Annotated in this window: 20 protein-coding genes; 10 read left to right on the top strand and 10 right to left on the bottom strand. The window is 38.2% G+C overall.

Translation table 11 applies throughout. The features are described from left to right. Positions 1-217: 217 nt before the first annotated feature. The 3 genes from IPO46_06145 to gcvT form a co-directional block, all read right to left on the bottom strand. Positions 218-4,003 carry an SNF2 helicase associated domain-containing protein gene (locus IPO46_06145; GenBank protein ID QQS64156.1) on the bottom strand — a complete coding sequence of 1,262 codons (3,786 nt, stop codon included), beginning with the start codon at positions 4,001-4,003 and terminating at the stop codon, positions 218-220. 300 nt (positions 4,004-4,303) lie between these two features. Continuing rightward, on the bottom strand, positions 4,304-5,023 hold the full coding sequence (locus tag IPO46_06140; GenBank protein QQS64155.1) for a 2-phosphosulfolactate phosphatase: 720 nt from the start codon (positions 5,021-5,023) through the stop codon (positions 4,304-4,306). 25 nt (positions 5,024-5,048) lie between these two features. Further along, entirely contained in the window at positions 5,049-6,137 is a 1,089-nt protein-coding gene (gcvT, locus tag IPO46_06135) for a glycine cleavage system aminomethyltransferase GcvT (GenBank protein ID QQS64154.1), read from the bottom strand. Between the two features lie 281 nt (positions 6,138-6,418). On the opposite strand from gcvT, the gene IPO46_06130 reads away from it, so the two are divergent. The 5 genes from IPO46_06130 to hflX all read left to right on the top strand — a co-directional run bounded on the left by IPO46_06130 (position 6,419) and on the right by hflX (position 13,787). Continuing rightward, positions 6,419-6,883 carry a ribosome maturation factor gene (locus IPO46_06130; protein ID QQS64153.1) on the top strand — a complete coding sequence of 155 codons (465 nt, stop codon included), beginning with the start codon at positions 6,419-6,421 and terminating at the stop codon, positions 6,881-6,883. A 54-nt stretch (positions 6,884-6,937) separates the two neighbouring features. Further along, the gene (nusA, locus tag IPO46_06125) at positions 6,938-8,188 is read left to right on the top strand and encodes a transcription termination/antitermination protein NusA (protein ID QQS64152.1); all 1,251 of its coding nucleotides are present in this window, start codon (positions 6,938-6,940) and stop codon (positions 8,186-8,188) included. Between the two features lie 87 nt (positions 8,189-8,275). Continuing rightward, positions 8,276-11,029, top strand: a complete 2,754-nt coding sequence (gene infB / locus IPO46_06120; GenBank protein QQS64151.1) for a translation initiation factor IF-2 — start codon at positions 8,276-8,278, stop codon at positions 11,027-11,029. Positions 11,030-11,149: 120 nt separating this feature from the next. After that, positions 11,150-12,517, top strand: a complete 1,368-nt coding sequence (locus IPO46_06115) for a peptidylprolyl isomerase (protein ID QQS64150.1) — start codon at positions 11,150-11,152, stop codon at positions 12,515-12,517. Positions 12,518-12,593: 76 nt separating this feature from the next. Continuing rightward, positions 12,594-13,787, top strand: a complete 1,194-nt coding sequence (gene hflX, locus IPO46_06110) for a GTPase HflX (GenBank protein QQS64149.1) — start codon at positions 12,594-12,596, stop codon at positions 13,785-13,787. Positions 13,788-14,785: 998 nt separating this feature from the next. On the opposite strand, the gene IPO46_06105 is transcribed toward hflX, so the two are convergent. After that, entirely contained in the window at positions 14,786-15,289 is a 504-nt protein-coding gene (locus IPO46_06105) for a histidine phosphatase family protein (GenBank protein QQS64148.1), read from the bottom strand. Between the two features lie 118 nt (positions 15,290-15,407). On the opposite strand from IPO46_06105, the gene IPO46_06100 reads away from it, so the two are divergent. The 4 genes from IPO46_06100 (at position 15,408) to mtgA (ending at position 19,870) form a co-directional block, all read left to right on the top strand. After that, a complete protein-coding gene (locus IPO46_06100; protein ID QQS64147.1) occupies positions 15,408-16,667 on the top strand; it encodes a DNA/RNA non-specific endonuclease in 1,260 nt (419 codons plus the stop codon). A gap of 95 nt (positions 16,668-16,762) precedes the next feature. After that, a complete protein-coding gene (locus tag IPO46_06095) occupies positions 16,763-18,313 on the top strand; it encodes a GH3 auxin-responsive promoter family protein (protein QQS64146.1) in 1,551 nt (516 codons plus the stop codon). Positions 18,314-18,327: 14 nt separating this feature from the next. After that, a complete protein-coding gene (locus tag IPO46_06090; GenBank protein ID QQS64145.1) occupies positions 18,328-18,960 on the top strand; it encodes a LysE family transporter in 633 nt (210 codons plus the stop codon). A 73-nt stretch (positions 18,961-19,033) separates the two neighbouring features. Then, on the top strand, positions 19,034-19,870 hold the full coding sequence (gene mtgA, locus IPO46_06085; protein ID QQS64331.1) for a monofunctional biosynthetic peptidoglycan transglycosylase: 837 nt from the start codon (positions 19,034-19,036) through the stop codon (positions 19,868-19,870). A 1-nt stretch (position 19,871) separates the two neighbouring features. Here mtgA and IPO46_06080 read toward each other — a convergent pair whose 3' ends face one another. From IPO46_06080 to IPO46_06060, 5 genes are all read right to left on the bottom strand, one after another. Then, complete coding sequence (locus IPO46_06080) at positions 19,872-20,405, bottom strand: ATP-binding protein (GenBank protein ID QQS64144.1); 534 nt, start codon at positions 20,403-20,405, stop codon at positions 19,872-19,874. Next, entirely contained in the window at positions 20,392-21,021 is a 630-nt protein-coding gene (locus IPO46_06075) for a nicotinamide mononucleotide transporter (GenBank protein ID QQS64143.1), read from the bottom strand. Before IPO46_06075 ends, IPO46_06080 begins: the two co-directional genes overlap by 14 nt. A gap of 936 nt (positions 21,022-21,957) precedes the next feature. Then, positions 21,958-22,422: a hypothetical protein gene (locus IPO46_06070; GenBank protein QQS64142.1), complete on the bottom strand. Its 465-nt coding sequence runs from the start codon at positions 22,420-22,422 to the stop codon at positions 21,958-21,960. A gap of 30 nt (positions 22,423-22,452) precedes the next feature. Further along, a complete protein-coding gene (locus IPO46_06065) occupies positions 22,453-23,043 on the bottom strand; it encodes a hypothetical protein (GenBank protein QQS64141.1) in 591 nt (196 codons plus the stop codon). Positions 23,044-23,124: 81 nt separating this feature from the next. Continuing rightward, a complete protein-coding gene (locus IPO46_06060; protein ID QQS64140.1) occupies positions 23,125-23,907 on the bottom strand; it encodes a hypothetical protein in 783 nt (260 codons plus the stop codon). 282 nt (positions 23,908-24,189) lie between these two features. Here IPO46_06060 and IPO46_06055 point away from each other — a divergent pair, with 282 nt between their 5' ends. After that, positions 24,190-24,408: a helix-turn-helix transcriptional regulator gene (locus tag IPO46_06055; protein ID QQS64139.1), complete on the top strand. Its 219-nt coding sequence runs from the start codon at positions 24,190-24,192 to the stop codon at positions 24,406-24,408. Positions 24,409-24,411: 3 nt separating this feature from the next. On the opposite strand, the gene IPO46_06050 is transcribed toward IPO46_06055, so the two are convergent. Continuing rightward, entirely contained in the window at positions 24,412-25,011 is a 600-nt protein-coding gene (locus tag IPO46_06050) for a NifU family protein (GenBank protein QQS64138.1), read from the bottom strand. Positions 25,012-25,170 lie beyond the last annotated feature (159 nt).

Below are 25,170 nucleotides of genomic sequence, written 5' to 3'. Positions count from 1 at the left end.
CTTTACCATATAATAATTTTGTTTGTATAAAATCCAGTATTATGAAAAAAAATAGACCTTCAATGTTCACCCTTATTGCAAAGTCAATTGCGGAATCAATCAATAGTTTATTTTTTAGCTACGACAGGGACTTCCAGCGGCTTAAAAACTTTATTGCATCCTGATTGAGCAAAAAGAAAGTAAAAACCCCGGTTGATGCCGGGGTTTTTTAATAAGGTTAACTGAACAGGTATTCCACATCTGCCTTGGTGAGTGATTTTACAAAAGTAGAATCATCGGCAATAAGCTCTTTTGCCAGTGTCCTTTTTCGCTCCTGTAATTGCAGTATTTTATCTTCAATGGTATCTATACAAATCATGCGGTAAGCAAAAATATTTTTGGTTTGGCCAATGCGGTGTGTCCTGTCAATGGCCTGTTGTTCCACGGCAGGGTTCCACCAAGGGTCCACAATATAAACGTAATCTGCCGCCGTAAGGTTTAAACCGACACCACCTGCTTTTAAAGAAATTAAAAACACCCTACACTCTTCACTATTTTGAAAATTTTCTATGGCTCTCTCCCTTTCAGGCGGGGTTGTACTTCCGTCAAAATATTCAAACTTAATATTTTGTTCTTTTAGTTTTTCTTTAATTAAGGCAAGCATTCCCAGGAATTGAGAAAAAATAAGTGCTTTATGTTCGCCAATATTTTCGGTAATTTCCCTGGTTAATTCATCCAGTTTTATGGAGTGGTTGGGGTATTTGTCTTCTTCGTTTAAAATGGCCGGGCTATCGCATATTTGTCTCAGTTTCATAAGGCCCTGTAAAATGGTTAATTGAGATTTGTCAATGCCAACATCGTTGATAGAGCCTAAGATTTTATCCCGGTAACTATTGCGGTAGGCATCATAAATTTGTCGTTGCTCTTTTTCCATTTCGCAAAACAAGATGGTTTCCGTTTTTTCAGGAAGGTCTTTGGCCACCTGTTCTTTGGTACGACGCAATATAAAAGGATAAAGTAATTTACGCAGGTGATCTTTTTGAATAAGGTCGCTAAACTTATCAATAGGCGTAGCAAATTCATTGCGGAAAAACTCCATACTGCCCAGTAAACCTGGGTTAAGAAAATTCATTTGGGCAAATATGTCGAAGGTGTTATTTTGTAAAGGCGTACCGCTCATGCAAAGCCTGTTTTTGGCATTAAGTAATGAGGCTGCTTTGGTAACTTTTGAAGAAGGGTTTTTAATGGCCTGGCTTTCATCCAGAATAATATAATCAAAAGGTATTTTCATGAGCATTTGGATATCGCTTCGTAAGGTGCCGTAAGTAGTAACGATAATATTTTGCTGCATCAGTTCTTCATGCTTTCTGGTGCGCAGGTTGCCATGGTGAATTTGGCAGGAAAGGGATGGTGTAAATTTTAAAACTTCTTTTTGCCAGTTGTAAATTAATGTTGTGGGGCAAATAACCAGAGATTGCAAACCACCGGTTGTTTTTTTAAAATGGTCAATCATACTTAGCGCCTGAACGGTTTTGCCCAAGCCCATATCATCGGCCAATATACCACCCCAGCCTACATCGTTTAAATAATTCAGCCACTGAAAACCAGCGACCTGGTAAGGCCTTAAAATGCCGGCTACTTCTTGTGGTGGCGCTGTTTCAGGTATGTTTTTAAATTCTCTAAGGCGTTCATATTTTGCATCAAGCGTAAAGCTTATTTCTTCTTCATCCCTGCGCTCATAAAGGTCATCAATTACGCTGAGATGGTATTTAGATAAGCGCAGTTTATCGTTTTTGCCTTCACCCACTTTAAACAATAAGGCATATTTTTTCAACCACTCATCGGGCAAAATACCTAAAGTACCATCATCCAGCTGTACAAAGGATTGCTTGCCGGCTAAGGCTTTTTTAATATCAGCAATGCCTACTTTTTGTTCGCCAAATTCTATTTCTACTTTTGCATCAAACCAGTCCAATCCGCTGCTTACATGGATATGGGTATTGGGCCTTGCCGTATTAAAACGGAAATTTTTAAGCGCTTCAAAACCAAAAACCGGTACTTTCATTTCCTTCATGGCATCTATAAAAAGAAAAAACCAGTTGTTGCGCAATACATCGGCGCCCTTTAAAACCAGGCCGCCTGTATCCTCATGGTAACTAAATTGGGAATGCAGGTTTTGCAGTTTTTCTACAAATTCTTTTTCGGCTTCTTCGTTTCTTTTTATAACCAGTATTTTGTCGTTGTCAGGCAGTATTATTGTAGCTTTATCTGTTGGCCTTGTATCAAACCCTTTGTAGCTGAACACGGGTTGAAATACAAGATGGTCGCCTTTTTCCTGTAAAATTAATTTTACATCGGGGTTGCCGCTTTTTACTTCTTTTATGAGGGCCTTGTCAAATTCTACCTGGTATTCTTTGGTGAGCGGTAAAATATTTTTTTGTAATGTTTCTGTCCAGTTGTCTTTTTTTATTTTGGTAAAACCCTTCTCCAAAAATTTTTCGGCATGTAAAAGGTCTTCGGGCTTTGCCCAAATATATAAAACATCGTTGTATAAAAATAAAAACGGGTGGGTACATTCATTTTCTTCAAGTGATGCAACCTGTCCTTCGGGTTTTACTACGCAGTTAATTTCAAAATCGTTATTTTTTACAGCTACTTTAAAAACCGGGCTTAAAAATTGGTTGCTTACTTCCAGCTCTATAAGGTTTGCCGTTTTAAAGGCCTTTCCACTGGGTAAAAAGTAAATAAGCGGATCGGGAAGGCTAGTAATTTTTTTTAGTTTGGGTAAAAGGTATTCAGCAATTAATGACCTTGTTTCTTCTGGGAGTTTATCTCCTTCATTGTGGATGATATTTTCCCATATACCGCTAAATGGGGAGTTCCTGTTGAGGTATTTATTGATTTCTGTTTGTTGCAATTTGCGGATTTGCTGCAACGCATTCCTGTCGTCCTCAATTAAAGGCTCGCTATTGATAAATTTTCCTAAGTCGAGCCTTTCAATTTTATCAATAAATTTTTTATTGCCTCCGGTTTCATCGGTTTCGCCCATGATGGCATCTACAGAAAAAAACGGGTAAGCTTTTTCATTAAAATTAAAAACAATGCCCAGCCTTAAGTTTTTCTCTTCAGTAATTATTTCCTGCACGGGGTTTTCTTCAGGGGTAATAACCGTTTGCACAGGCTGAAATACGGGCCTGGGTTTTGGCGAAAATAAGTTTGAGGCTGGCGCTGCATTTACCCGTTTAATTGAAGGGTCAATTACTTTTAAAAATGGCTTTCCTTCTTTATAGGTAAATTCAAATTTTCCGGTGATATCGTCTTGTAAACTGTAACCGTAAGAGCGAAGCAAAATGTTTTTTTCTTTATCCCAGTTGCGGATGCTGTCAAAATAATATGGCCCGTCATTATTGAGCAATTGCAAGTACAGCATCACTTTGTGTTCGCAAAGTGGATGGTCTGTTTCTGCACAGTTGCAGGAGGTGTCAAAATTTTTTTCTTCATTTTTTTGGAGTATAACGGTAAAATTGCTGTCATGATATTGTATTTCGGCTTCTACCCTTTCATCAGCGGCATGTACAATATTGGCTTTGCCATGCCTCAGCATCCTTTCTGCTTCCTGCATTATATGGGTGGAGGAAAGCATCTTCAGCATTTTAATGTCAATAAATTTCATTTTTGCAACTGAGTGTTGCTGGTTGTATTGGATAGCGCTGCTGCTTAGCAGGTTTTTGTCAATCATATCCTGCATACGAAACAATGCAGCCGCTTCGTGCCGGCAAATATCCCCAATATTGTACGGGCAGGAGCAACGCAGGTTCATGTGTTTGGGGTCGGCAAATTTTTGAATATTTACTTTGTAAAACGTGCTGTAATTGTCGTCCTTTATCCTAAAAAAAATATTCCCGGTAAGTTCATCATGCTCTATCATTTCAACATAGCCGAGAGAATGGATTTTTTTTCCTCTCCTGACCACTTCATCTGAACCGTTGTTGTAAATATATTTTACGAGGTGTGGTAATGCCAATATAATAATCTTTTAATTTTCAAATGATGTTTTCATAACCCTTTACCTGTTTATGCATCGTTCCCAAAAGGGCAATTTGCAAAAGTAAAGGAAAATAGTTCAGGTTAAAAAGCATTGGCAGGTATTTGTGAAGAAATTGCTGTTAAAAAATGCAGCAAAATAGAAAAAAGAATTATTTAAAAGCTACTACGCAATTAAAATAAAAGATAACGGAGTCATTTATTTTAATTGTTCAATAAATTTCGTACTTTTATGGGTTTTGTGTTGAGGGAAGCATTTCGTTGCCGAAAGAAATTAACTTTATGCTGTTACCAATTTTCCTTCTATATAAACTGGCAGTACATTGGCAACATCTGTACTAAGGCAATAGCGTATATCCTTTTCAAGTCCAAAATTGGTAAGCCTGTGATAATGTGAAGCGTTGTGCTTTTTCATAAATTCATAAAGGCTCTTTTGTGCCAGTATATAAAGGTTGTGTGCAACATGGGAGGAGTCGCCTTCAATGTCAAAACTATCTTTCAGCCGGTTTATTACTGCACCGGCAAATAAGCTGTCTTCTATATTTACCCTGTCTTTCCATCCGGCACAGGCAAGGATAACATCTTCTCTTTTTTGGAGCAGATGTTCGCATACAGCCGATAAATTGGGAAATGACCCGGTTACAATTTCTCTTGCACTTTTATCAAGCGCCATGTGCAATAATTTGGTACCGTTGGTTGTAGTTAATACCAGCACTTTGTCTTTTATAAATTCAGGGTTGTATTCAAATGGGGAGTTTCCATACTCCAGCCCATCAGCAATTTTCCCATCTCTTTCCCCGGCTGTAATACCATCAATTTGTTTGCCAATCCTTATGCACTCTGCCACATTATCTACCGGTACAATAGCTTTAGCGCCATTAAATAAAGCGGTGGCAATAGTAGAAGTTGCCCTTAATACATCAATAATTACTACATTTCTTTTATTTACTTCTTCCAAATGAAGTAATGCCGGAGAAAGGCAGGTGATGATACTTGGCATATTTTTATTAGCGTAAAATTTTGTGCTATGCGCTAAAGGGCATTTTTACCAGCTTAGCTTTAGCAAGTGAATTGCGTATACTGATATAAACAGTTGTTTCTGGTGTGGCAAAAGGCGTTTTTACATATCCCATACCAATGGCCTTGCCCAGGCTGGGCGACTGTGTACCCGATGTAACCCTGCCGATGGTTTCGCCTTTGGCGTTTTTTATTTCATAGCCATGCCGGGCAATTCCCTTGTCAACCATTTCAAAACCTACCAACTTTTTATTAACGCCGTTGGCTTTTTGTTGTTCTAAAAGTTTGCGGCTGGTAAAATCTTTGGTAAACTTGGTAATCCATCCCAGCCCGGCTTCTAAAGGCGATGTTGTGTCGTCTATATCATTCCCATATAAGCAAAAGCCCATTTCCAGTCTTAAGGTATCTCTTGCACCAAGGCCAATGGGTTTTATACCGGCAGCTTTTCCGGCTTCAAAAATAGCATCCCAAATTTTTTCTGCTGCGCCATCTTTGTCTTCAAAATAAATTTCCAGTCCACCGGCACCTGTATACCCTGTTGCACTTATAAGAACATTTTCAACGCCAGCAAATTTTCCTTTTGTAAAAGTGTAATATTTAAGGTTTAATATATCCGTATCCGCCAGGGGCTGAAGTATTTTTGCTGCATTGGGGCCTTGTACAGCTAGCAGGCAGGTTTTGGCCGAAATATCATGCAGTTCTGCATTTTGAGTATTATGGCTGCTAATCCATTTCCAGTCTTTTTCAATATTGCCGGCATTTACTACAAGCATATACACTTGGTTTTCTTCAATACAATACAGCAGCAAATCATCAATAATACCAGCATCATTATTGGGCAAACAACTGTATTGCACTTTTCCGGCAGTAAGTTTTGAGGCATCGTTGCTGGTAACCCTTTGTATTAAGTCAAGTGCATTTTCGCCTTTTATTATAAACTCACCCATATGGCTTACATCAAATACGCCGGCATTATTTCTTACGGTTTGATGCTCTTCGTTAATGCCCGTATAAGAAATGGGCATATTAAAACCGGCAAATTCTGCCATTTTAGCTCCAAGAGCTATGTGTTTTTGGGTAAAAGGGGTATTTTTCATTTCCTTTTTTATTTGCCGCAAAAGTAAGTGATTTGCTTAATACCCATTGCTTAACCTCTTAGTAATATATTATATAAAGTAAAATTGTTTATATATCTATCAGCAGGTTTTGCAGTATGCTTATTTTATTATCAGGCAGGTAAGTTTTCCAGCTTATAATGAGCTGAAATAAAACCTGCCAACTTCTTTTTTGGCCAATCCATTTACAGATAGTATATTTGCACCCGGAAATAAAAGCAATCAGAAGGGAACGGAGTCGTTCCCTTCTCTATTTTAATACCATGAGTGAGAATACTACGCTGGCTGTAGTGAAAAAAATGCTGGAGCCCCTGCTTACAGGGGATATATTTTTGGTGGACATGCGCATTAAACCCACCAATAATATTAAAATTTACCTCGATGCAGATAATGGGCTGGGTATTGAAAAATGTATTAAAATAAACAGGGCACTCTATAAAAATATTGAAGAAACAGCATTGTTCCCCGATGGCAATTTTTCATTGGAAGTTTCCAGCCCGGGAATTGATGAGCCCCTGAAATTACACCGGCAATATGAAAAAAATAAAGGCCGCAATGTAGAAGTAGTGCTAAATGACGGCACCGTTTATGAAGCGGTACTTTCCGGGATATACGAAAATGGTATACAATTGATTATAACCGAAGGAAAAGGGAAAAAGGCAGTAACCAAACAATTGGATATAGCAATGGCAGATATTAAGCACACCAAAGTGAAAATAAAATTTTAAATCTTTAACTAAACCCCTCTGCCGGCGGGGAAAAATGTGAGGCTGGCAATGCTTATGGCAAGTATAAACTTAATTGAATCGTTCCAGGAGTTTAAAGAAGCGGAAAATATTGACCGCCCAACACTCATGAAAGTAATGGAAGATGTTTTTAAAACACTCATCCGCAAAAAATACGGAAGCGATGACAACTTTGACGTAATCGTAAACGACCAGAAAGGCGATCTGGAAATTTTTCGCAGGCGCACCATTGTTGACGATGATGACCTTTACAACACCCTAACCGAAATTGAATATAAAGATGCCATTAAAATTGAACCCGACTACCAGGTAGGCGAAGAGCTTTACGAAGAAGTAGATATTCAAAAAGAATTTGGCCGCAGGGCAATACTTGCCGGTAAGCAAACACTTGCTGCACGAATCAACGATTTGAAAAAGAACATACTCATAAAAAAGTATGAAGAAAGAGTAGGCGAAATTGTAAATGGCGAAGTGTACCAGGTATGGAAAAAAGAAGTACTCATTTTAGACGAAGACGGCAATGAAATGTTGTTGCCTAAGTCTGAGCAAATCCCATCGGACTATTTTAAAAAAGGGGAAACCATAAGGGCGGTAGTTAAAAAAGTAGAATTAAAAAATAACCAGGCTGTAATTATTTTAAGCCGCACCAGCCCATTATTTCTCGAAAAGCTTTTGGAAATTGAAGTACCCGAAATTTTTGATGGCCTAATTGTAGTTAAAAAAATTGTGAGAGAGCCAGGCGAAAGGGCAAAAGTAGCCGTAGAAAGCTACGACGACCGTATAGATCCCGTGGGCGCCTGCGTGGGAATGAAAGGCAGCCGCATACACGGTATAGTAAGAGAGTTGAAAAACGAAAATATAGATGTAATCAACTTTACCAATAACACCCAATTGTTAATTCAGCGGTCACTAACGCCTGCAAAAATTACCAATATGGAATTAAACCAGGAAAATAAAGTGGCAACGGTTTGGCTTAAGCCCGACCAGGTTTCATTGGCCATTGGCCGCAGGGGCGTAAATATTAAACTGGCTCAAGACCTCACCGATTATGAAATTAATGTGTTTAGGGATAATGAAGGAGAAGAAGATGATTATGATATTGACCTGGATGAATTTACAGATGAAATTGAAGAATGGGTAATTGACGAACTTAAAAGAGTAGGATGCGATACTGCAAGATCGGTATTGGACCTTACAGCAGAAGAATTAGAGCGCAGGACCGATTTGGAAAAAGAAACCATAAATGATGTACGCAAGGTTTTACAGGCAGAATTTGATAAAGAATAATTTTTAGCAATCCACAGCAGCCGGAGGTTCATACCATAGTTAAATTTACCGGTTGTTGCTTATTTGGTATGAACACAACAAAAAAGAATGGCAGAAGCAAACACTACACCCAGGTTAATGGCGGCGGCAAAGGAATTTAATATTGGGGCACACACCCTGATAGACTTCCTTGTATCTAAAAGCTTTAATTCAGATGATCTTAAACCCACTTCAAAGCTTACGGAAGAAATGTACCGTGTGCTACAAGTAGAGTTTCAACAGGATAAAGCAGCCAAACAAAAATCCGATCAAATAGACCTTCCCAAAGGCCCTGAGGCAAAAAAGAAAAAAGACGAAGAAGACCTCTCTATAAAAAAGAAAGAAGAAAAGGCCAAAAAAGCAGCCGAACCGACACCAGAAGAACCCAAGCCACAGCCCAAAGAAGAGAAAAAAGAAATTGCTAAAATTGAAGCGCCGGAAATTGAACAGCCAAAGGTTATTGACAAAATAGATTTAAGCGCTATAGAATCTTCTACAAGACCTAAAAAAGCAAAAGCCACACCAGCTAAAAAAGAAGAACCGGTAAAAGAAGAAGAACCCGAAAAGAAAAAAAAGAAAACAAAAGAAGAAGCCCCCAAAGCAGAACCGGTAGCAACCCCGGCCCCTGCACCAGCGCCAGAAGTACCGCCAGCCCCACCTGTAATTGAAAACATACAGGCACAAAAAATTTCAGGCCCAAAAATTATGGGCAAAATTGAATTGCCAAAAGAAAGCGATACCCGGCCACGCAAAGAAGAAGATAAAAAACGCAAACGCATCCCCATACAAAAGAAACCCGGCCAGAGCCCGGCACCAACACAGGGAGGAAATAATTACAGAGGTGGTGGCGGAGGCGGCAGGCCACAAGGCGGCGGAGGAGGAAGGCAGCACCGCAACGAACCCAAAAGGGAAGACAAAATAATTGACGAAAAAGAAATACAAGAAAAGCTCAGGCAAACCCAGGCAAAACTTGCAGGATCATCCGGAAGGGGAAAAAGCTTAAAAGCAAAATACCGTAAAGCCAAGCGTGAAGAGATGGCAGAAAACGCTTCTGAAGGCGTAGTAGAAGGAAATAAATTACAGGTAACAGAATTTGTTTCAGTAAGTGAGTTGGCAAATTTAATGGACGTAAGTTTTGCAGATGTAATTAGCAAATGTATGGGCCTTGGTATAATGGTTTCCATTAACCAAAGGCTTGAAGCAGACGTAATAGAGTTGGTTGCAGGGGAATTTGGCTTTGAGGTAGAATTTATTGGGGTTGATGATGCCGCCGAAATGGATGAAGAAGAAGTAATAGATAATCCCGAAGACCTTAAATCAAGGTCGCCGATTGTAACCATTATGGGCCACGTTGACCATGGTAAAACTTCTTTGCTTGATTATATCCGAAAAGCCAATGTAATTTCTGGCGAAGCAGGAGGTATTACCCAGCATATAGGAGCCTACGAAGTAACCACAAAAGATGGCAGAAATATTACGTTTTTGGATACGCCGGGCCACGAAGCCTTTACCGCTATGCGTGCCCGTGGCGCAAAAGTTACCGATATAGCCGTAATTGTTGTAGCTGCCGATGATGCAGTAATGCCACAAACCAAAGAAGCTATTTCTCATGCACAGGCAGCATCGGTACCCATGATTTTTGCAATAAATAAAGTAGATAAAGAAGGAGCCAATCCCGAAAAAATAAAAGAACAACTGGCTGGTATGAACATACTGGTAGAAAGCTGGGGCGGTAAATACCAAAGCCAGGAAATAAGCGCCAAAAAAGGGCAGAACATTGACCTGCTCCTCGAAAAAATATTATTGGAAACAGATTTGCTCGAACTAAAAGCCAATCCCGACCGTCCGGCAAACGGAACAGTAATTGAAGCCTCTTTAGATAAAGGGCGTGGCTATGTAGCCACAATACTGGTTCAAAACGGAACTCTGAAACAAGGAGACATGATTGTAAGCGGCCAATACTTTGGTAAAGTAAAAGCCATGTACAACGAGCGCCAGCAACGCAGCGATGCCGCTCCACCTTCTTCGCCTGCATTAATTTTAGGGTTAAATGGTGCACCACAGGCAGGGGAAACTTTTAAAGTTTTTCATGATGAAGCCGAAGCCAGGGAAATGGCGTATAAACGGGGACAAATTTTGAGGGAACAAGGTATGCGTGCCAAAAAACATATTACCCTCGATGAAATTGGCCGCAGGCTTGCGCTTGGAAACTTTAAAGAATTAAACATCATTATTAAAGGCGATGTGGATGGCTCTGTGGAAGCGTTGAGCGATTCATTACAAAAACTCAGTACAGAAGAAATTGTGGTTCGTGTAATCCATAAAGCTGTAGGTGCTATTACAGAAAGCGATGTAACGCTTGCCAATGCATCCGATGCAATTATTATTGGCTTTAATGTAAGGCCTTCTATACAGGCAGCAAAACTTGCCGAAGCAGAAAGCATTGAAATTAAAATGTATTCCATTATCTATAATGCCATCGAAGAATTAAGGAGTGCAATGGAAGGTATGCTTGAACCATCTGTAGAAGAAAAAATACTGGGTAATGTGGAAATAAGGGAAACCTATAAGTTCGATAAAGCCACAGTAGCCGGATGTTTTGTATTAGACGGCAAAATTGCCCGCAATAACAGGATAAGGCTCATAAGAGACGGCATTGTAATTTTTACCGGCGAACTGGCCAGCTTAAAAAGGTTTAAAGACGATGCAAAAGAAGTTACATCAAGCATGGAGTGTGGCCTGGTAATTAAAAATTATAACGATATTAAAATGGGGGATATAGTAGAAGCATTTGAAGAAATTGAAGTGAAACGTACTTTATAATGCAGTGTTTTTATTGAGAAAGTACCTGCTACGGTTAAATGGATGTTAAATGGAACCTTAAACTAAGTAAGGGCACACATCCCGGCTTATTTTTGAAAGATTTATCAAAAGGCATATTGAATGAAATTTAGATTACTACTTACTGGTTGTTTAATTTGTAGCGTTTTATTGTCGCTTGCACAACCGCAGCAAAAAGTACTTGCAGATAAAATTGTAGCCGTTGTTGGAGACAAAATAATTTTAAAAAGCGATATTGACAATAGCCTTGCCGATATGATGCGGCAAGGTGTGGAACTTCCACCCAATGCAAAATGCCTCACCCTGGAGCAAATGATGGGCGTAAAAGCGCTGGTATTACAGGCCGAAAAAGATTCATTGCCGGTATCAGATGAAGAAGTGGAAACCGATATTGAAAACCGCATCCGTTATTTCATTAATGCTTACGGCAGTAAAGACGAACTGGAAAGAGTTGCCGGCAAATCAGTTTACCAGCTTAAAGAAGATATGCGTGGACCTATAAAAGATCAAAAAATGGCAACCACAATGAGAGATAAAGTGGTGAGTGGAATTAAAATAACGCCTAATGAAGTAAAAGCCTATTTTGATAAAATACCAGCCGACAGCCTTGCTTACTACGAGGCCGAAGTAGAAATTGGACAAATTATTATGTATCCAAAAGCCAGCAGAGACGCAGAAGAATATGCCCTATCTCAATTGGTGGATATTAAAAACCAAATTGAAGGCGGCAAGGATTTTCGCAGCATGGCCATGTTGTATTCCGATGATCCCTCTGCCAAACAAAACGGTGGCCAGTTTGAAGTAAACCGCACCCAAAAAGATTTTGACCCCATTTGGATGGCCAAAGCCTTTGCTTTGAAAGAAGGACAAATTTCATCGCCATTTAAAACCAGGTTTGGCTACCATATTGTACAAATGCTAAGCCGTGCAGGCGATGATGCCATATTAAAGCATATTTTAAAAACGCCGCAGGTAACACAAATAGAAATCAATGAAGGCCTGTCCAAAATGGATTCGGTAAGAGCAAACCTTATCTCCGGCACCATTGATTTTGGCACAGCCGTAGATAAATACAGCGATGATGAAATGAGCAAATTTACCGGTGGAATGATACAGGGCCCCAATGGCACTTTTCTTACCATTGATCAGTTGGATAAAAGCATGATACCCATTTATCAAAAACTAAAAGTTGGGGAATATTCGCAACCTACTGAATTTACCGATGAACGTGGAAAAAAAGGCATACGCATTGTTTATTTAAAAACACAAACCCAACCCCACCGGGAAAACCTAAAAGACGACTACAGCAAAATTGCCAGCAGGGCATTGGAAGAAAAAAAAGACCAGGCAATTGAAGACTGGTTCCGCAAAAAAATTACCGGTTACTATATTAAAATAGATGATGAATATAAAAATTGCGACGGAATGAAAAAGTGGCTGGAAAACTCATCTCAATTAAAATTAAAATAGTGGAATTTATTTTATAAAAGCGTTCCGGCTTAAGCGGGGCGCTTTTTTTATTGAACCTTGTTCAAATTATTATGGAGTGATTGAAAAAAAGAAAATATTATCTAAACCGGAAAATGCAATACTGGTAGGCCTTGTGCAAAAAGAGCAACAGGAGGCCCAGGTAAAAGAATATATGGATGAGCTGGCTTTTTTAGCAGAAACTGCCGGTGCTATAGAGCAAAAGAGATTTATCCAAAAATTACAACATCCCGATACACGAACATTTGTAGGAAAAGGTAAGCTGGAAGAAATTAAAAATTATATACAGCTTAAGGGCAATATTGGCCTGGTAATTTTTGATGATGAACTTACCGGCTCACAAATTCAAAATATTGAAAAAGAACTGGGTGTAAAAACCATAGACCGCAGCGATTTGATCCTTGACATTTTTGCCACTCGTGCCAAAACTGCACAGGCAAAAACCCAGGTGGAGCTAGCGCAATACCAATATTTACTCCCACGGTTAAAAGGCATGTGGAAACACCTCGAAAGGCAAGGCGGCGGCGTAGGCACAAGAGGCCCCGGGGAAACTGAAATTGAAACAGACCGCAGGCTGGTAAAAGATAAAATAAGTTTATTGCGCAAGCGGCTTTCAGAAATAGATAAGCAGGCTTTTACTCAACGAAAAGACCGTGGCGAATTTATAAGGGTTGCATTGGTAGGCTATACCAATGTGGGAAAATCTACTTTAATGACGCTGCTTAGCAAATCGGAAGTATTTGCAGAAAATAAATTATTTGCTACGCTGGATACCACCACAAGAAAGCTGGTATTTGAGCAAACCCCTTTTCTACTGAGCGATACAGTAGGTTTCATTCGCAAGCTTCCGCACCACCTTGTAGAAAGTTTTAAAAGCACACTGGACGAAGTGAGGGAAGCCGATATATTATTGCATATTGTAGACATCAGCCATCCACAATACGAAGACCAGTACCGCATTGTAAACGAAACCTTAGGGGAACTCAACAGCCTGGAAAAACCCACCATTACCATTTTTAATAAAATGGACCAATACGAACTGCAAACCTTTGATGAATGGCTTGAAGATGAAGTAAAACAAAATATTATTACAGATTTAAAACAAAACTGGAAACAAATAACCGGAGGCAACTGCATATTTATTTCTGCCACACAGCGCACCAATATTGAAGAACTCCGCAAAGCAATTATTTACAAAGTACGGGAGCTGTACAGGATAAGATACCCTTATAAAGCAGAGTTTTTTTATTAAAATATTCTATCAGCTGTTTTTATAATTTTTTCAAAAAACTTCAATGTTCAATAATATTCCTTAAAGTAACTTTCTGTTTTGGAATGTTTTTATTATCTGCTATAAGCTTTTCGCAGATGGCATTTTCCGGAGCGGTGATTGACGCCCTAAGTAAAGAAAAATAGCTTATGCAACTATTGGATTTTTAGAACAAAACAATGGTACAAGCGCCAATGAACAAGGGAATTTTACAATAAAAAAGTAATATATATACCGATACTTTACTCATTATGTATATAGGATATGAACCCCTAAAAATCGCACTTCACGAAATAAAATCAGCAAACAGCTTTTTGTTAAAGAGAAAGCAGGTGCTATTAAATGGTACCGTAGTAAAAAATATATTCATAGTACGCAATAAAATTCATTTAAACATTGCAGCAATAATTATTACGCATCTACTGGACACTATACCCAGGTTGCCCAACTTTTTACTTCCCCAAAAGAAAATGGTATGTTAACCTGAATAGGAATTTGCAAAGAACCTAACAATTCAATATTCATGTTAAGGATTTATAGTGTTGATTCTTCTACCGGAAAATCTGGCGAAGACTTATGTGATTCAATCATTGAAATAAAATCGTCGAAAAAAAATTACGCTGAAATCTCGAACACTATAAAATTTTTATTCCAGGAAAAGCGTTTTTTGTTGCAATTGAGTGGATAACCTTACCCTACATTATAAGCCATGAAAGGGGTAAAAATACTGCATTTCAAAACTACAGTCCAGCTATTTCTTTTAGTAATGATACATCAAAGTATCTCAGAGAAAGTGTATTTGGCAATTACAATAATAGCGGTAAATGGTACTTTTTTAAGCAGATGATTAAAAATATGCGGATGAATATTTTTGCCATCGTAAAATATTAAAAAGAATGCAAATTAAAAAACTACATCAAAAAATGTGGATACAGGTAGTAAAAAGTCATACAAAATATATGGCGTTTTGAAAATACAGTTTATAAATTTTGCATATTTTTCGGATAATCAAAAACCAGTAATTGTTTTTCTGCCGCTTCAAATTTTGCCCAGGTTTTTGTATTAATGGCAACACTCATTACGCCACAGGTAGGCATATTGTCAACCGAAAACTGGGGAACAAGGTCATTAATAAATTGTGTAATGCCCGGGTTATGGGCAAAAAGAGCAATATGGTCAATGGCATTGTTTAATTCTTCCACAATATCATAAAACACAATACGGTGAGCGTTGTAAAGTTTTTTTACACTTACAATATTTGCGATATCAAAATTATATACATCGCAAAAAGCTTTGCATGTTTGCATGGCCCTTAATGCCGGGCTGCATACAAATAAGTTGATGGGAATATTTCTTCCGGCTATCCTTTGTGCCATTACTGTTGCATCAATTAATCCCTTTTCATTTAAGGGCCGGTCAAAATCGTTTTGGCCAATGGATGCCGGTGCGCTTTTTGCATGCCTTACCAGGGTCAAAGTTTTCATATACTAAAGTTCCTATTTGCTGCTTAATTTTTCAAACTATTTTATAAACAATTTAAAAAAGGCAAAAGATTTTTTAATGGGTAAAACAACGCAATTAAATTCATTAACTTCACTACTTATGAAAAATACAAAAAAGTTTGGTTTGGCCTTTTTAATGCTGTTATTGCCGGCGTTATTATTTGCCCAATCTATTGCAGATGAAATAATTAGTACGCAAAAGCAACTGGCAAAAATTGACAGCCAAAGGCAAATACTACTCGCTAACCTTGAAGATTTTAAACTCCAAAAAATCCGTTTAGACCTGGTAAAAATAGGGCTTCCTCAATTGGGGCCCGGTGAAGTACAAGTAAATCATTCGGCATATATCCTCGGCTTTGACCCAAAATATAAAACGGCACGCTGGGTAGCCCATATCATTTTGCCCGATGTAATTACGGGTGTGGTTTTTCGTACCAACGATTTTAGGGAAGACAGCAGTATTGCAACCGGATCTGCTGTGGAAGCAGATTATTTTTTAAAAGAAACACAGGCCGACAGCACAGTTAAATACGATGGCTTTGGTTACGACCGTGGCCACCTTGCACCTTCTGCAGATTTCAGATGGAGTAAAAGAGCGCTTTCTGAATCGTACCTGTACAGCAACCTGAGCCCGCAGCTGGCAGAATTTAACCGGGGCAGTTGGGGCGATCTTGAAGATGCCATCCGGGGATATGTTTTCCGCAACCCGGGAACACAATTGTATATAGTTACCGGCCCTCTTTTAAACGAAACCCTTCCCAAAATTGAAAGAGGGAAAAATAAACTCAGCATACCCCAAAAATTTTGGAAAGTAGCGTTGGATCTAAAGCATAAAAAGGCAATAGGTTTTATTATGCCCAATACCGTAATAACCTCACCCATAAAAAGTTTTGCGGTAACCATAAACGAAATTGAAAAACAAACTGGCCTAAACTTTTTTGCTCATCTGACAGAAGCAGAGCAGGAAGAATTAGAAAGCCAGCTTAATACCAGCATCTGGCTGCCCGAAGCAAATAATGCAGATGCCGAACCATTGAACCAGGAAAAGCTCCCACCCGGTTATTTTAATACAATGGTAGCTAAAGAATGGACAAACCGCCGAGATGAAATTACCGTTTGCGGTACAGTAGTGGGCGCAAGGGTAAGTAAAAAAGGAAATATTTTACTCAATTTAGACAAGCAATTCCCCAACCAGGTGTTTACGGTTTTTATAAAAAAAGAAAATATTGTGAACTTTAATTATAAACCCGAAGCATTGCTTAAGGGAAAAATTATTTGTGCAAAAGGTAAAGTAATAGACCAAAGCGGTGTGGTTACTATGTATATCGAAAACGAAAATGCTATAAGGATACAGGACTAGCCATTCGGCCATAATAATATTTATTCACTTTCAGTAGATTTTAAGAAAGTTTCCTCAAATCCATTATTTAACTTTGTTTACAACAAAAATATTCAATGGCCATATTCGACATAAAACTACCTGCATCAATTGCCCGGGCATTAAATATACCGGTAAGCGATGTGCGGCGACAGCAGATAAAAGTGCTGAAAAAACTTCTGCGTAAAGCAAGGTTTACGGAGTTTGGCCAAAAATTTCTTTTTGACGAAATTTTATTGGCCCGCCATCCCGGAAAAAAATTTCAACAGCAGGTACCTACCTACGATTATTCAAAAATTTACAAAGAATGGTGGTATAAAACTTTGGATGGCATACCGGATGTATGCTGGCCGGGAGTAATAAAATATTTTGCCCTAAGCAGCGGCACCAGCGAAGCATCCAGTAAATATATCCCCATTACCAAAGACCTGGTAAGGAGCAATACCATCACCAGTATAAAACAATTAATATCGCTTACCCGATACGAGGATGTGCCCAAAAGCGCTATTGGCAAAGGCTGGCTCATGCTTGGCGGCAGTACGCAATTGCAAAAAGGCCCCACTTATTATGCCGGCGATTTAAGCGGCATACAGCAAAAAAATATTCCTTTTTGGTTTATGGGGCTGGGATTGTATAAACCCGGAAAAAAAATTGCCCAAGAAAGGGATTGGTCCAAAAAACTGGATGAAGTAGTGGAAAATGCACCCAACTGGGATATTGGTTTTATTGTAGGCGTGCCGGCATGGCTGCAGCTTTGTGTAGAAAAAATTATTGAGCGATACAAGTTAAAAAACATCCACGAAATGTGGCCCAATCTTTCATTTTATGTTCACGGTGGCGTAGCATTAGAACCCTATAAAAAAGGCTTTGAAAAATTATTGGGCAAACCCATAACCTATATTGAAACCTATTTGGCAAGCGAAGGTTTTTTAGCCTATCAAAATAAACAAGGCGCCAAAGGCATGCACCTTGCATTGAACAACAATATTTTTTTTGAATTTGTACCCTTTGATGATAAAAATTTTGATGCAGATGGTAACATGGTAGACAAGCCTGAAGCCTTTATGTTGCATGAAATTGAGGAAAATAAAGAGTATGCCATTTTAATTACCACCAATGCAGGCGCATGGCGCTATGCCATAGGAGATACCATAAAACTTATTGATAAAGAAAAAAGTCAAATCATTATTACCGGCCGAACAAAGCATTTTTTAAGCCTTGTAGGCGAGCACCTGAGCGTTGATAATATGAATAAGGCAATAGAAATGGTTTCGGGGCAAATGAATATATTTATACCAGAGTTTACGGTTGCAGGTGTGCCTTATGGCAATTTCTTTGCGCATGAATGGTATTTGGCATCAGATGATAAAGCAGATGAAAAAGCGCTTGCAGAAAAAATTGATGCAAACTTAAAGCAGCTCAACGATGACTATGAAGTAGAGCGCAATCATGCTTTAAAAAATATTTCGGTAAAGTTGTTGCCGGAAAAAGCATTTATGGACTTTATGAAAGCCCGGGGAAAAATTGGCGGCCAGCATAAATTTCCAAGAGTGCTTAAGGGAAAAATATTGATTGAATGGCAACAGTTTGTTGCGGCATACGAACCTTTACAACCGATTACTCGGTAACTTAAATAAATTGGATGACGGAGGCAATTATATCAGGTATTTTATTGGGCATTGCACTGGTGTTTACCGTTGGGCCGGTATTATTTGCCATTCTTAAACTGCGGATCAATTACGGTATTTTCAGCGCAATTTATTTTGTAGCCGGCGTTTGGCTCAGTGATATATTGTTAATTATTACCGCCAATCTTTTCAGTGGCCTGCTGAGCGACCTCATTGAATATAAAACGGTAATTGGCATTTTTGGCGGCTCCTTTTTAATTGCATTGGGCGTTTATTACCTTTTTTATAAAAAATATAAATCAAAAGCAGAGCTTGACCAGGGTGTTAAAATTGGTAAAGCAACACATGTGGGCCTTTTTATTACCGGCTTTTTTATCAATAGCCTCAACCCCGGCGTAATTGCCCTGTGGTTTGCCACCACTACAAAAACCCTGGGTAATTCTGTTGAAGAAAGGTCTGCCACTTTTATCTCCTGCCTCATTGTAGTAATGAGCGCCGACTTGCTCAAAATAAAAATTTCAGGCAAGCTGAGAAATAACCTGAACGATAAAAACATCCGGCGTTTAAACCGTATTGCCGGTATCCTTTACATGGTATTTGGTCTTGCTTTAATTATTGGCGTTTTATATACCCGCAATAAATACTAATTTTTTTTTGATGAATAAGCAGCAACTCCTGCAGGTATGGAAAAAAACAGAAAAAATTTTCTTTTGGGTTTTTATGGCCCATGTTTTATTTTTTATTTGGTTTATTGTTCAAAAAATTTCGGTGCAAGGCTTTGTGGTGCAAAATTTAAAAGCAAAGGTTTTGTGGGTATGCACAGGCATAGCTGCATTGAGTTTATTTTATTATTTCATACTCAGAAAAATTAGCGCAATACATAAAATTGCTGTTTTACTAAGAGATATTTTTTTCATTGGCTATATCAGTTCCTTTATATACTTGTTAATGGGTTTTGTAATTAATCCGCCGGTAACCCTTACGCAGTTGGGGAGTTTAATAAGTTTTAACGGGCTAAGCCGTGATTATATTTCGTACCATAATATGGGCCCCAATATAAAGCTTGCGGTTATAGCAGCCGAAGACCAGCTTTTTACCGACCATGATGGTTTTGATCTTATCGCCATAAAAAAAGCAGTAAAGTATAACCAAAAACATCCCAATAAAATTAGGGGTGCAAGTACCATAAGCCAGCAAGCGGCAAAAAATATTTTCCTCTTCCAGGGCGGTGGTTTTTTTCGCAAAGGCCTGGAAGTATATTTTACGGCAACTATTGAAGCCTTGTGGCCCAAAAAAACAATTTTGGCACGTTACCTTAATATTGCCGAAATGGGCCGTGGCATTTTTGGCGTTCAGGCAGCAGCAAAAAAATATTTTAATAAAGATGCCATTAACTTAACACGGCAGGAAGCCGCAATGATTGCAGCCTGCCTTCCCAACCCCAAAAAATATACAGTAAAGCCTTTAAGTAATTATGTAAAATACAGGTCGGCAGCCATTTTACGGCAAATGAACAACCTTGCCGGCGACCCCGACATTGCAGCGCTGGTACAATAATTTAGTGCAGTAATTTTTGTGTTGCATAAATGGCTTGTTGCAGCCTTTCATCATTTTGCCCGCTAATAGTAACCCAGGGAACATGCTGGTTTACAAGCAAATCTTTATAATAACGAAAAAGTTTTTCCCTGGTTTTTAAATCGGGGTATTCCCTAAGCTCATCTTTTACCCAGGGCAGGTCAGTATTACAAAGCAGGTAGAGATCGTATTTTCTATGAGCAATTTGTGTGAGTATTTTGCTGTTACATTTATTAAAAACATATTCGCTCCATACTTTTATTACTTGCAAATCGGTATCAATAAAAAGCGGTGAGCCTGCGTTTGTATTTTTTAAAGCAGTTTCTTCTTCTGCAATTTGGCCTTCGGCAATGGCATCCAAATTTTCATAAACATATTTTGTGCCGTGTTTCTTTAAGTATTCCCTTGCATATTCCCTTGCCCAAACGCTTTTGAAATGCCTTGCCAGGCCTTCGCAAAGGGAACTTTTGCCGGTACTTTCCGGCCCAATGGCTACTATTTTTTTAATGTGCTGCATATTTTTTTGCTGCTTTTTTCCATTCCGTATAACCCATCCAGGCCAAAATTAAAAATAATACATACATTAGTGTGAATAGGATAAAGCCTTTGTAAAAATTAAGCGGAATGGCTACTATATTAGAAAAAATCCATGCCAGCCAGTTTTCTACTTTGCGCTTTGCCATCCACCACATGGCGGTAATAGCGCTTGAAGATACCAGCGAATCCAATACCGGTGTATTACTGTCGGTAATGCTAATAAGTAAATAATAAATAGCCACCCAACTCAATAAAAAGAAACCAATGCCCAACCATAGCTCTTTTTTATGGCACCAGCTTATGGGATAAACCAGGCTGCCTGTTTCTTTTATTTGCACCCAGTTGTACCAGCCGTAAACGCTCATGATAAAATAATACAGGTTTAAAATAGCATCGGCATAAAGCGGCGGTTTTGCCAAAAAATAATATACATAAGCTGCCAGCAACACGCCAATAATGCCTGTTGGATACACGAGTACATTATTTTTTTTTGCATACCAAACGCTTGCAATTTGGGTAAGGGTACTTATCCACTCCTGCCAGCGGGTTTCCTTAATGTTCAATAAAAATGTTTGTACCATTTCGCCAAAACTCATGCCGTGAAATTAGGGATTAATTGCGTTGTAAAACCAATAATAAAACAGGAGACCTTCACTAATTAGGGGTTTAACGGTAAAAAAATTCGGCCGCTGTTTTCGCTGGCTGAAATAAATATACTATTGTTACTTTACGGATTGATATTTATAAGAACTTCATTTTCATACTGGTCAAAATAGCGCTATTGTAAAAATATTTTCTTTTTTAAATAAGCTTAAATTCCAGTTCCCCGAACGATCTCTGTAATTTGGTAAAACTTGAAATTCCTTTACAAAAATATCCAAACTTACATTGGAAGGATAGTAAATGCTAATTCTTGATGCCACGCCCAATTTGTGGCCCCATACCCTTGTAACTTCATAGCCTATTTGAAGATGGAGTAAAAGAGAATCAATAGGTTTACCATAGTATGAAGATAAATTTAAAGATTGTAACTGTTGAATGGTAATTGTTGGAGTATCTGCATTGAATTTTAATTCAACTGGGGTACAGTTTGGTCGTGCATTACACAAGTAAGGAAAAAAACAAAATAGCAAAAGTATAAGTATTTTTACTTTTAGGTTAGTTAAGGTTTATAAAGTTAGTTTTCCCTGGATTATTTGAAATATAAATACCAATGCCGCAGTTTGCAGATTGTCCAAGTATTGAAATTAATGCCGATTCAAATGCTTTTTGCCAATTGGTAAAATATAAGGGGCGTGCATATGCGCTGCCCATTTGTTTTTGAAATAAATCTGCTTGTTGAGCCTTTCTATAATATTGAGTAAAAAAAGCATCTGCTTTTGCTTTGTTTTCTAAAACAATTGCGTATCTCACATTTCTATTGTAGCGGAGCCGTTGATATATTTCCGGGCACCTACGGGCAAGTAATTGGTTTGAGAGATTGCTTCTTTTGAGAGCACAACTACAATGATGACACTTATTATCTTTTTTAACTACTGCCTGGTTAATATAAAATGCCTTGGCATTGTAAAGCCATAAGGCCTGTTGTTACGTACCCCCTGAATATAGGTAAGGTCAACCGAAATAGTTGTTGGATTAATCTTCTTTAAAATAATATATCTTTCATTATTTAAAGTTAAGTCTTTTATATGTCCATCATTTCTGACCATATTTGATTCAGTTCCAAAAATTAAAATCGTAAATTTATTTTGAGAATAGTCAGAATTTATAAATGGTATAGAATTTTCTAACAATGAGCCGTTTTTAATATATTTATGAAATCCAAGAAGAACAGGGGTTGAAATACCTCCTACATTCATTTCACCAACTTTAAAATAAAATTCTATTGTATCGACTCCATTTATGTATTTCCAGTATCCAGTGGGTATGTAATTGGTTTGGGAGATTGTTTCTTTTGAAATTAGAAGTGATATTATAATGTATATTATTTTTTTCATTTTATTTATAATTTAAACTAATTAAAAATATTAAGGGCAAGGAATTGCTGTTACATTATTGCCATTATTGGTAAGAGCTATTGGTGTCCAGATTCGAAAATCGGCACTACCCCGAAATAGTTTTAGGCCAGCATTTTGAATGAGTTTTAAAAATCGCTTTTCTGTTTCTGAAACTGAAATCGGTAAAAATTCTTGGCTAAGCTTTGCACCAAAATATGCCGCCGAAATAGTTGACTCATCTTTAAAAAGAATGTTAGCCCAACTTGTAAACTGGTTTATATCATCCACCATTAATATATACTGTGCTCCGGAATCTGCCACAACCCCAATCATAAATTTTTTGTAATCTGCCTGGTAAAAATCATTGTTTCTTACTATTTGTTCTGCAAGTATATTCAAATCACCGGCGCTAAATATTAAGCCCGAAGAATCCTCATCGGCAAAATGGTTATGGAACCATCCCCGGCAACCAACAAATTTGTTTTCAGTATCGGGATAAACAGCAAATTCATTTTCTACACCTTCAGCCAGATAGACTGGGTTTGTGGGGGAAATTGTTTCTAACAGGTTGTTAAATATATAAAGATGCTCCTGCCTTGTTGGTACCTGGGCTTTTAACAATTGCCATATTGCGTTAAAGTCCTGGCCTTCTTTATATTTATTTAGGGTATCACAGGGATTGTAGTATAGCGGCTCATCTGGCTATTCAACTTGCGGTATTGGTATCACCGGGGGCGTCCCGGTTTCTTCGCATCCGGGCAATGGCGCCTCTTTGCCTTGTAAAATGGGGCAGGGAAAAGGGTCCGGGTAAGTTGTATTTCCCCCTGTTCCTTCTCCGCCACCCACTGGCGTATATGTTGTTCCTTCGTTCCAGTTGCCCATTTCTTCACCTCCGCCAAAAGTTAATACTGTGCAATCTGTTACCCAGCAACAATTGGGGATTGCGCAGGTGCAGGTTGACAAATCTCCATCAGTACAGCTACAACCGCTCTGTGCCGGTTGGGTAATGCAAATTTCAACCGAAGCAACTTTTCCTGCTGCAATCATATTTGAATCTCCATTCAATTTAATTATTCTTTGGCCTGGCTTTGTTCCATACTGGCTTTGAAATAGTAAGGTATCTGTAACCCAAAACTTTGTATAGCCAAAAATTTTAAAGTTTAACCAGGCTATTTGCAACGCTGCTTTATCGGCATTTAGGGTATCAAGCTGTAAAGTTTCCCTACTATAATAAATATAATGTTTTCCCTTTATTAACTCAATTTTTTCAGGGTTGCTGGTATAAGATACAATAAATGAGCTTACAAAATTTGAGTTCTCCTCAATGATTGGTATAATGAAAAGAGAATCTCCGGCAGTAAAAGAATTTTCCTTATTTGTTAAATTGTAATCTTTATTGGGCAGTATATATTTATTCCATGCAGGGCAACCATTTTTTTTAATAAAATCTTTTATAAACCCGGTGGAATCATTTAGCTTTTTCATTTTTGCTACCATCTTTATATTGTATTGAGGCCATTCGGAGGAACATCAAAAAACTTTTGAGCATAGTTTATATGATCAGGTGTTTCCTTGTTTTGTGAAAAATCAAATTTTTTAAAGGAGAAAAAAATTGAAATAATTAATAAGATAAAGCAGGATACGCTATTGATTAGTAGCGATGTTTTTTTGCTATCATATTTGGCAGGTTGAAGCAGGATAAATAAGATGTTGCTTCAAAAGTTATCACTTTTTTGATAAATAATTTAACCCAGTTTCAGCTTCTAAATGGAAGCCAGGTATAAAAAGGAACTAAAAAAATTTGGGGAAAAGTTACGCAGGTTACGTAAACAATATAATTATTCTCAATTAGACCTGGAAATAAGGTCGGGAATAGACAGGACGGATATTAGCAAAATTGAAAATGGTTTAAAAAATATAGAACTCAGAACCATTATAAAACTAGCCAACAGGTTAAATATAAAAACAGAGGAATTTTTTAAGTAAGCCTTACTCTGCTTCTGCCACCACTTCTTTTACTTCGGGTATCATGCGTTTCATCATGCCTTCAATACCGGCTTTTAAAGTAATGGTGCTGCTGGGGCAACCGCTGCAGCTTCCTTGCATGGTAAGGTTTACCACGCCATTTTCGTAGCTTTTAAATTGTATGGCGCCGCCATCCATTTCCACGGCTGGTTTTACATAGTTTTCCAGCAATTCTTTAATGCGTTTTACCACATCATCGTCATCTGCTGCAGGCATATTGCCCGAAGGCTGTTTCAAGGCTTCTACTTCTTCTTCGTTCACCACAGGTTTTCCTTCTTCTAAATATTCTTTTAAAAACTGGCGAATGGTGGGCACTATATCCTGCCAGTCTTCTGTTTCGGCAGTTTTGGTAAGTGTTATAAAATTGCTGGCAATAAAAACAGATTTAATAAAAGGGAAACTAAAAAGCTGCTGTGCCAGGGGCGAAGGCTTTGCGGTAGATTCATCAGCAAAATCTATACTTTTTCCCGGGTACAATAATTTGTTGGCAACAAATTTCATGGTTTCGGGGTTAGGGGTCATTTCGGTATAAATGCTAATTACCGGGTTGCCTGTTTTTATCATAACGCAAATTTTAAAGTGCAAATTTACCCATAATTCCTAACTTTTTTTAATATCCGGTTACTAAGCAAATGGGAAAACTGTATTATTTTCTGAAATCGAAAATAAGCTATAGTATACATTATCATCTGTTGAAATGTAATAGGCAAACCAGCTATTCAA

The organism is Chitinophagaceae bacterium (genome assembly GCA_016699815.1).
GTDB lineage: Bacteria > Bacteroidota > Bacteroidia > Chitinophagales > Chitinophagaceae > Ferruginibacter.
This window is presented reverse-complemented; position numbering and strand designations above follow the sequence as displayed.

Bases quoted from the DNA above. Each gene is read 5' to 3' on its own strand.
- IPO46_06140 (QQS64155.1), bottom strand. From the start codon at position 5,023: ATGCCAAGTATCATCACCTGCCTTTCTCCGGCATTACTTCATTTGGAA.
- gcvT (QQS64154.1), bottom strand. From the start codon at position 6,137: ATGAAAAATACCCCTTTTACCCAAAAACACATAGCTCTTGGAGCTAAA.
- IPO46_06130 (QQS64153.1), top strand. From the start codon at position 6,419: ATGAGTGAGAATACTACGCTGGCTGTAGTGAAAAAAATGCTGGAGCCC.
- nusA (QQS64152.1), top strand. From the start codon at position 6,938: ATGGCAAGTATAAACTTAATTGAATCGTTCCAGGAGTTTAAAGAAGCG.
- infB (QQS64151.1), top strand. From the start codon at position 8,276: ATGGCAGAAGCAAACACTACACCCAGGTTAATGGCGGCGGCAAAGGAA.
- IPO46_06115 (QQS64150.1), top strand. From the start codon at position 11,150: ATGAAATTTAGATTACTACTTACTGGTTGTTTAATTTGTAGCGTTTTA.
- IPO46_06105 (QQS64148.1), bottom strand. From the start codon at position 15,289: ATGAAAACTTTGACCCTGGTAAGGCATGCAAAAAGCGCACCGGCATCC.
- IPO46_06100 (QQS64147.1), top strand. From the start codon at position 15,408: ATGAAAAATACAAAAAAGTTTGGTTTGGCCTTTTTAATGCTGTTATTG.
- IPO46_06095 (QQS64146.1), top strand. From the start codon at position 16,763: ATGGCCATATTCGACATAAAACTACCTGCATCAATTGCCCGGGCATTA.
- IPO46_06090 (QQS64145.1), top strand. From the start codon at position 18,328: ATGACGGAGGCAATTATATCAGGTATTTTATTGGGCATTGCACTGGTG.
- mtgA (QQS64331.1), top strand. From the start codon at position 19,034: ATGGCCCATGTTTTATTTTTTATTTGGTTTATTGTTCAAAAAATTTCG.
- IPO46_06080 (QQS64144.1), bottom strand. From the start codon at position 20,405: ATGCAGCACATTAAAAAAATAGTAGCCATTGGGCCGGAAAGTACCGGC.
- IPO46_06075 (QQS64143.1), bottom strand. From the start codon at position 21,021: ATGAGTTTTGGCGAAATGGTACAAACATTTTTATTGAACATTAAGGAA.
- IPO46_06070 (QQS64142.1), bottom strand. From the start codon at position 22,422: ATGAAAAAAATAATATACATTATAATATCACTTCTAATTTCAAAAGAA.
- IPO46_06060 (QQS64140.1), bottom strand. From the start codon at position 23,907: ATGAAAAAGCTAAATGATTCCACCGGGTTTATAAAAGATTTTATTAAA.
- IPO46_06055 (QQS64139.1), top strand. From the start codon at position 24,190: ATGGAAGCCAGGTATAAAAAGGAACTAAAAAAATTTGGGGAAAAGTTA.
- IPO46_06050 (QQS64138.1), bottom strand. From the start codon at position 25,011: ATGATAAAAACAGGCAACCCGGTAATTAGCATTTATACCGAAATGACC.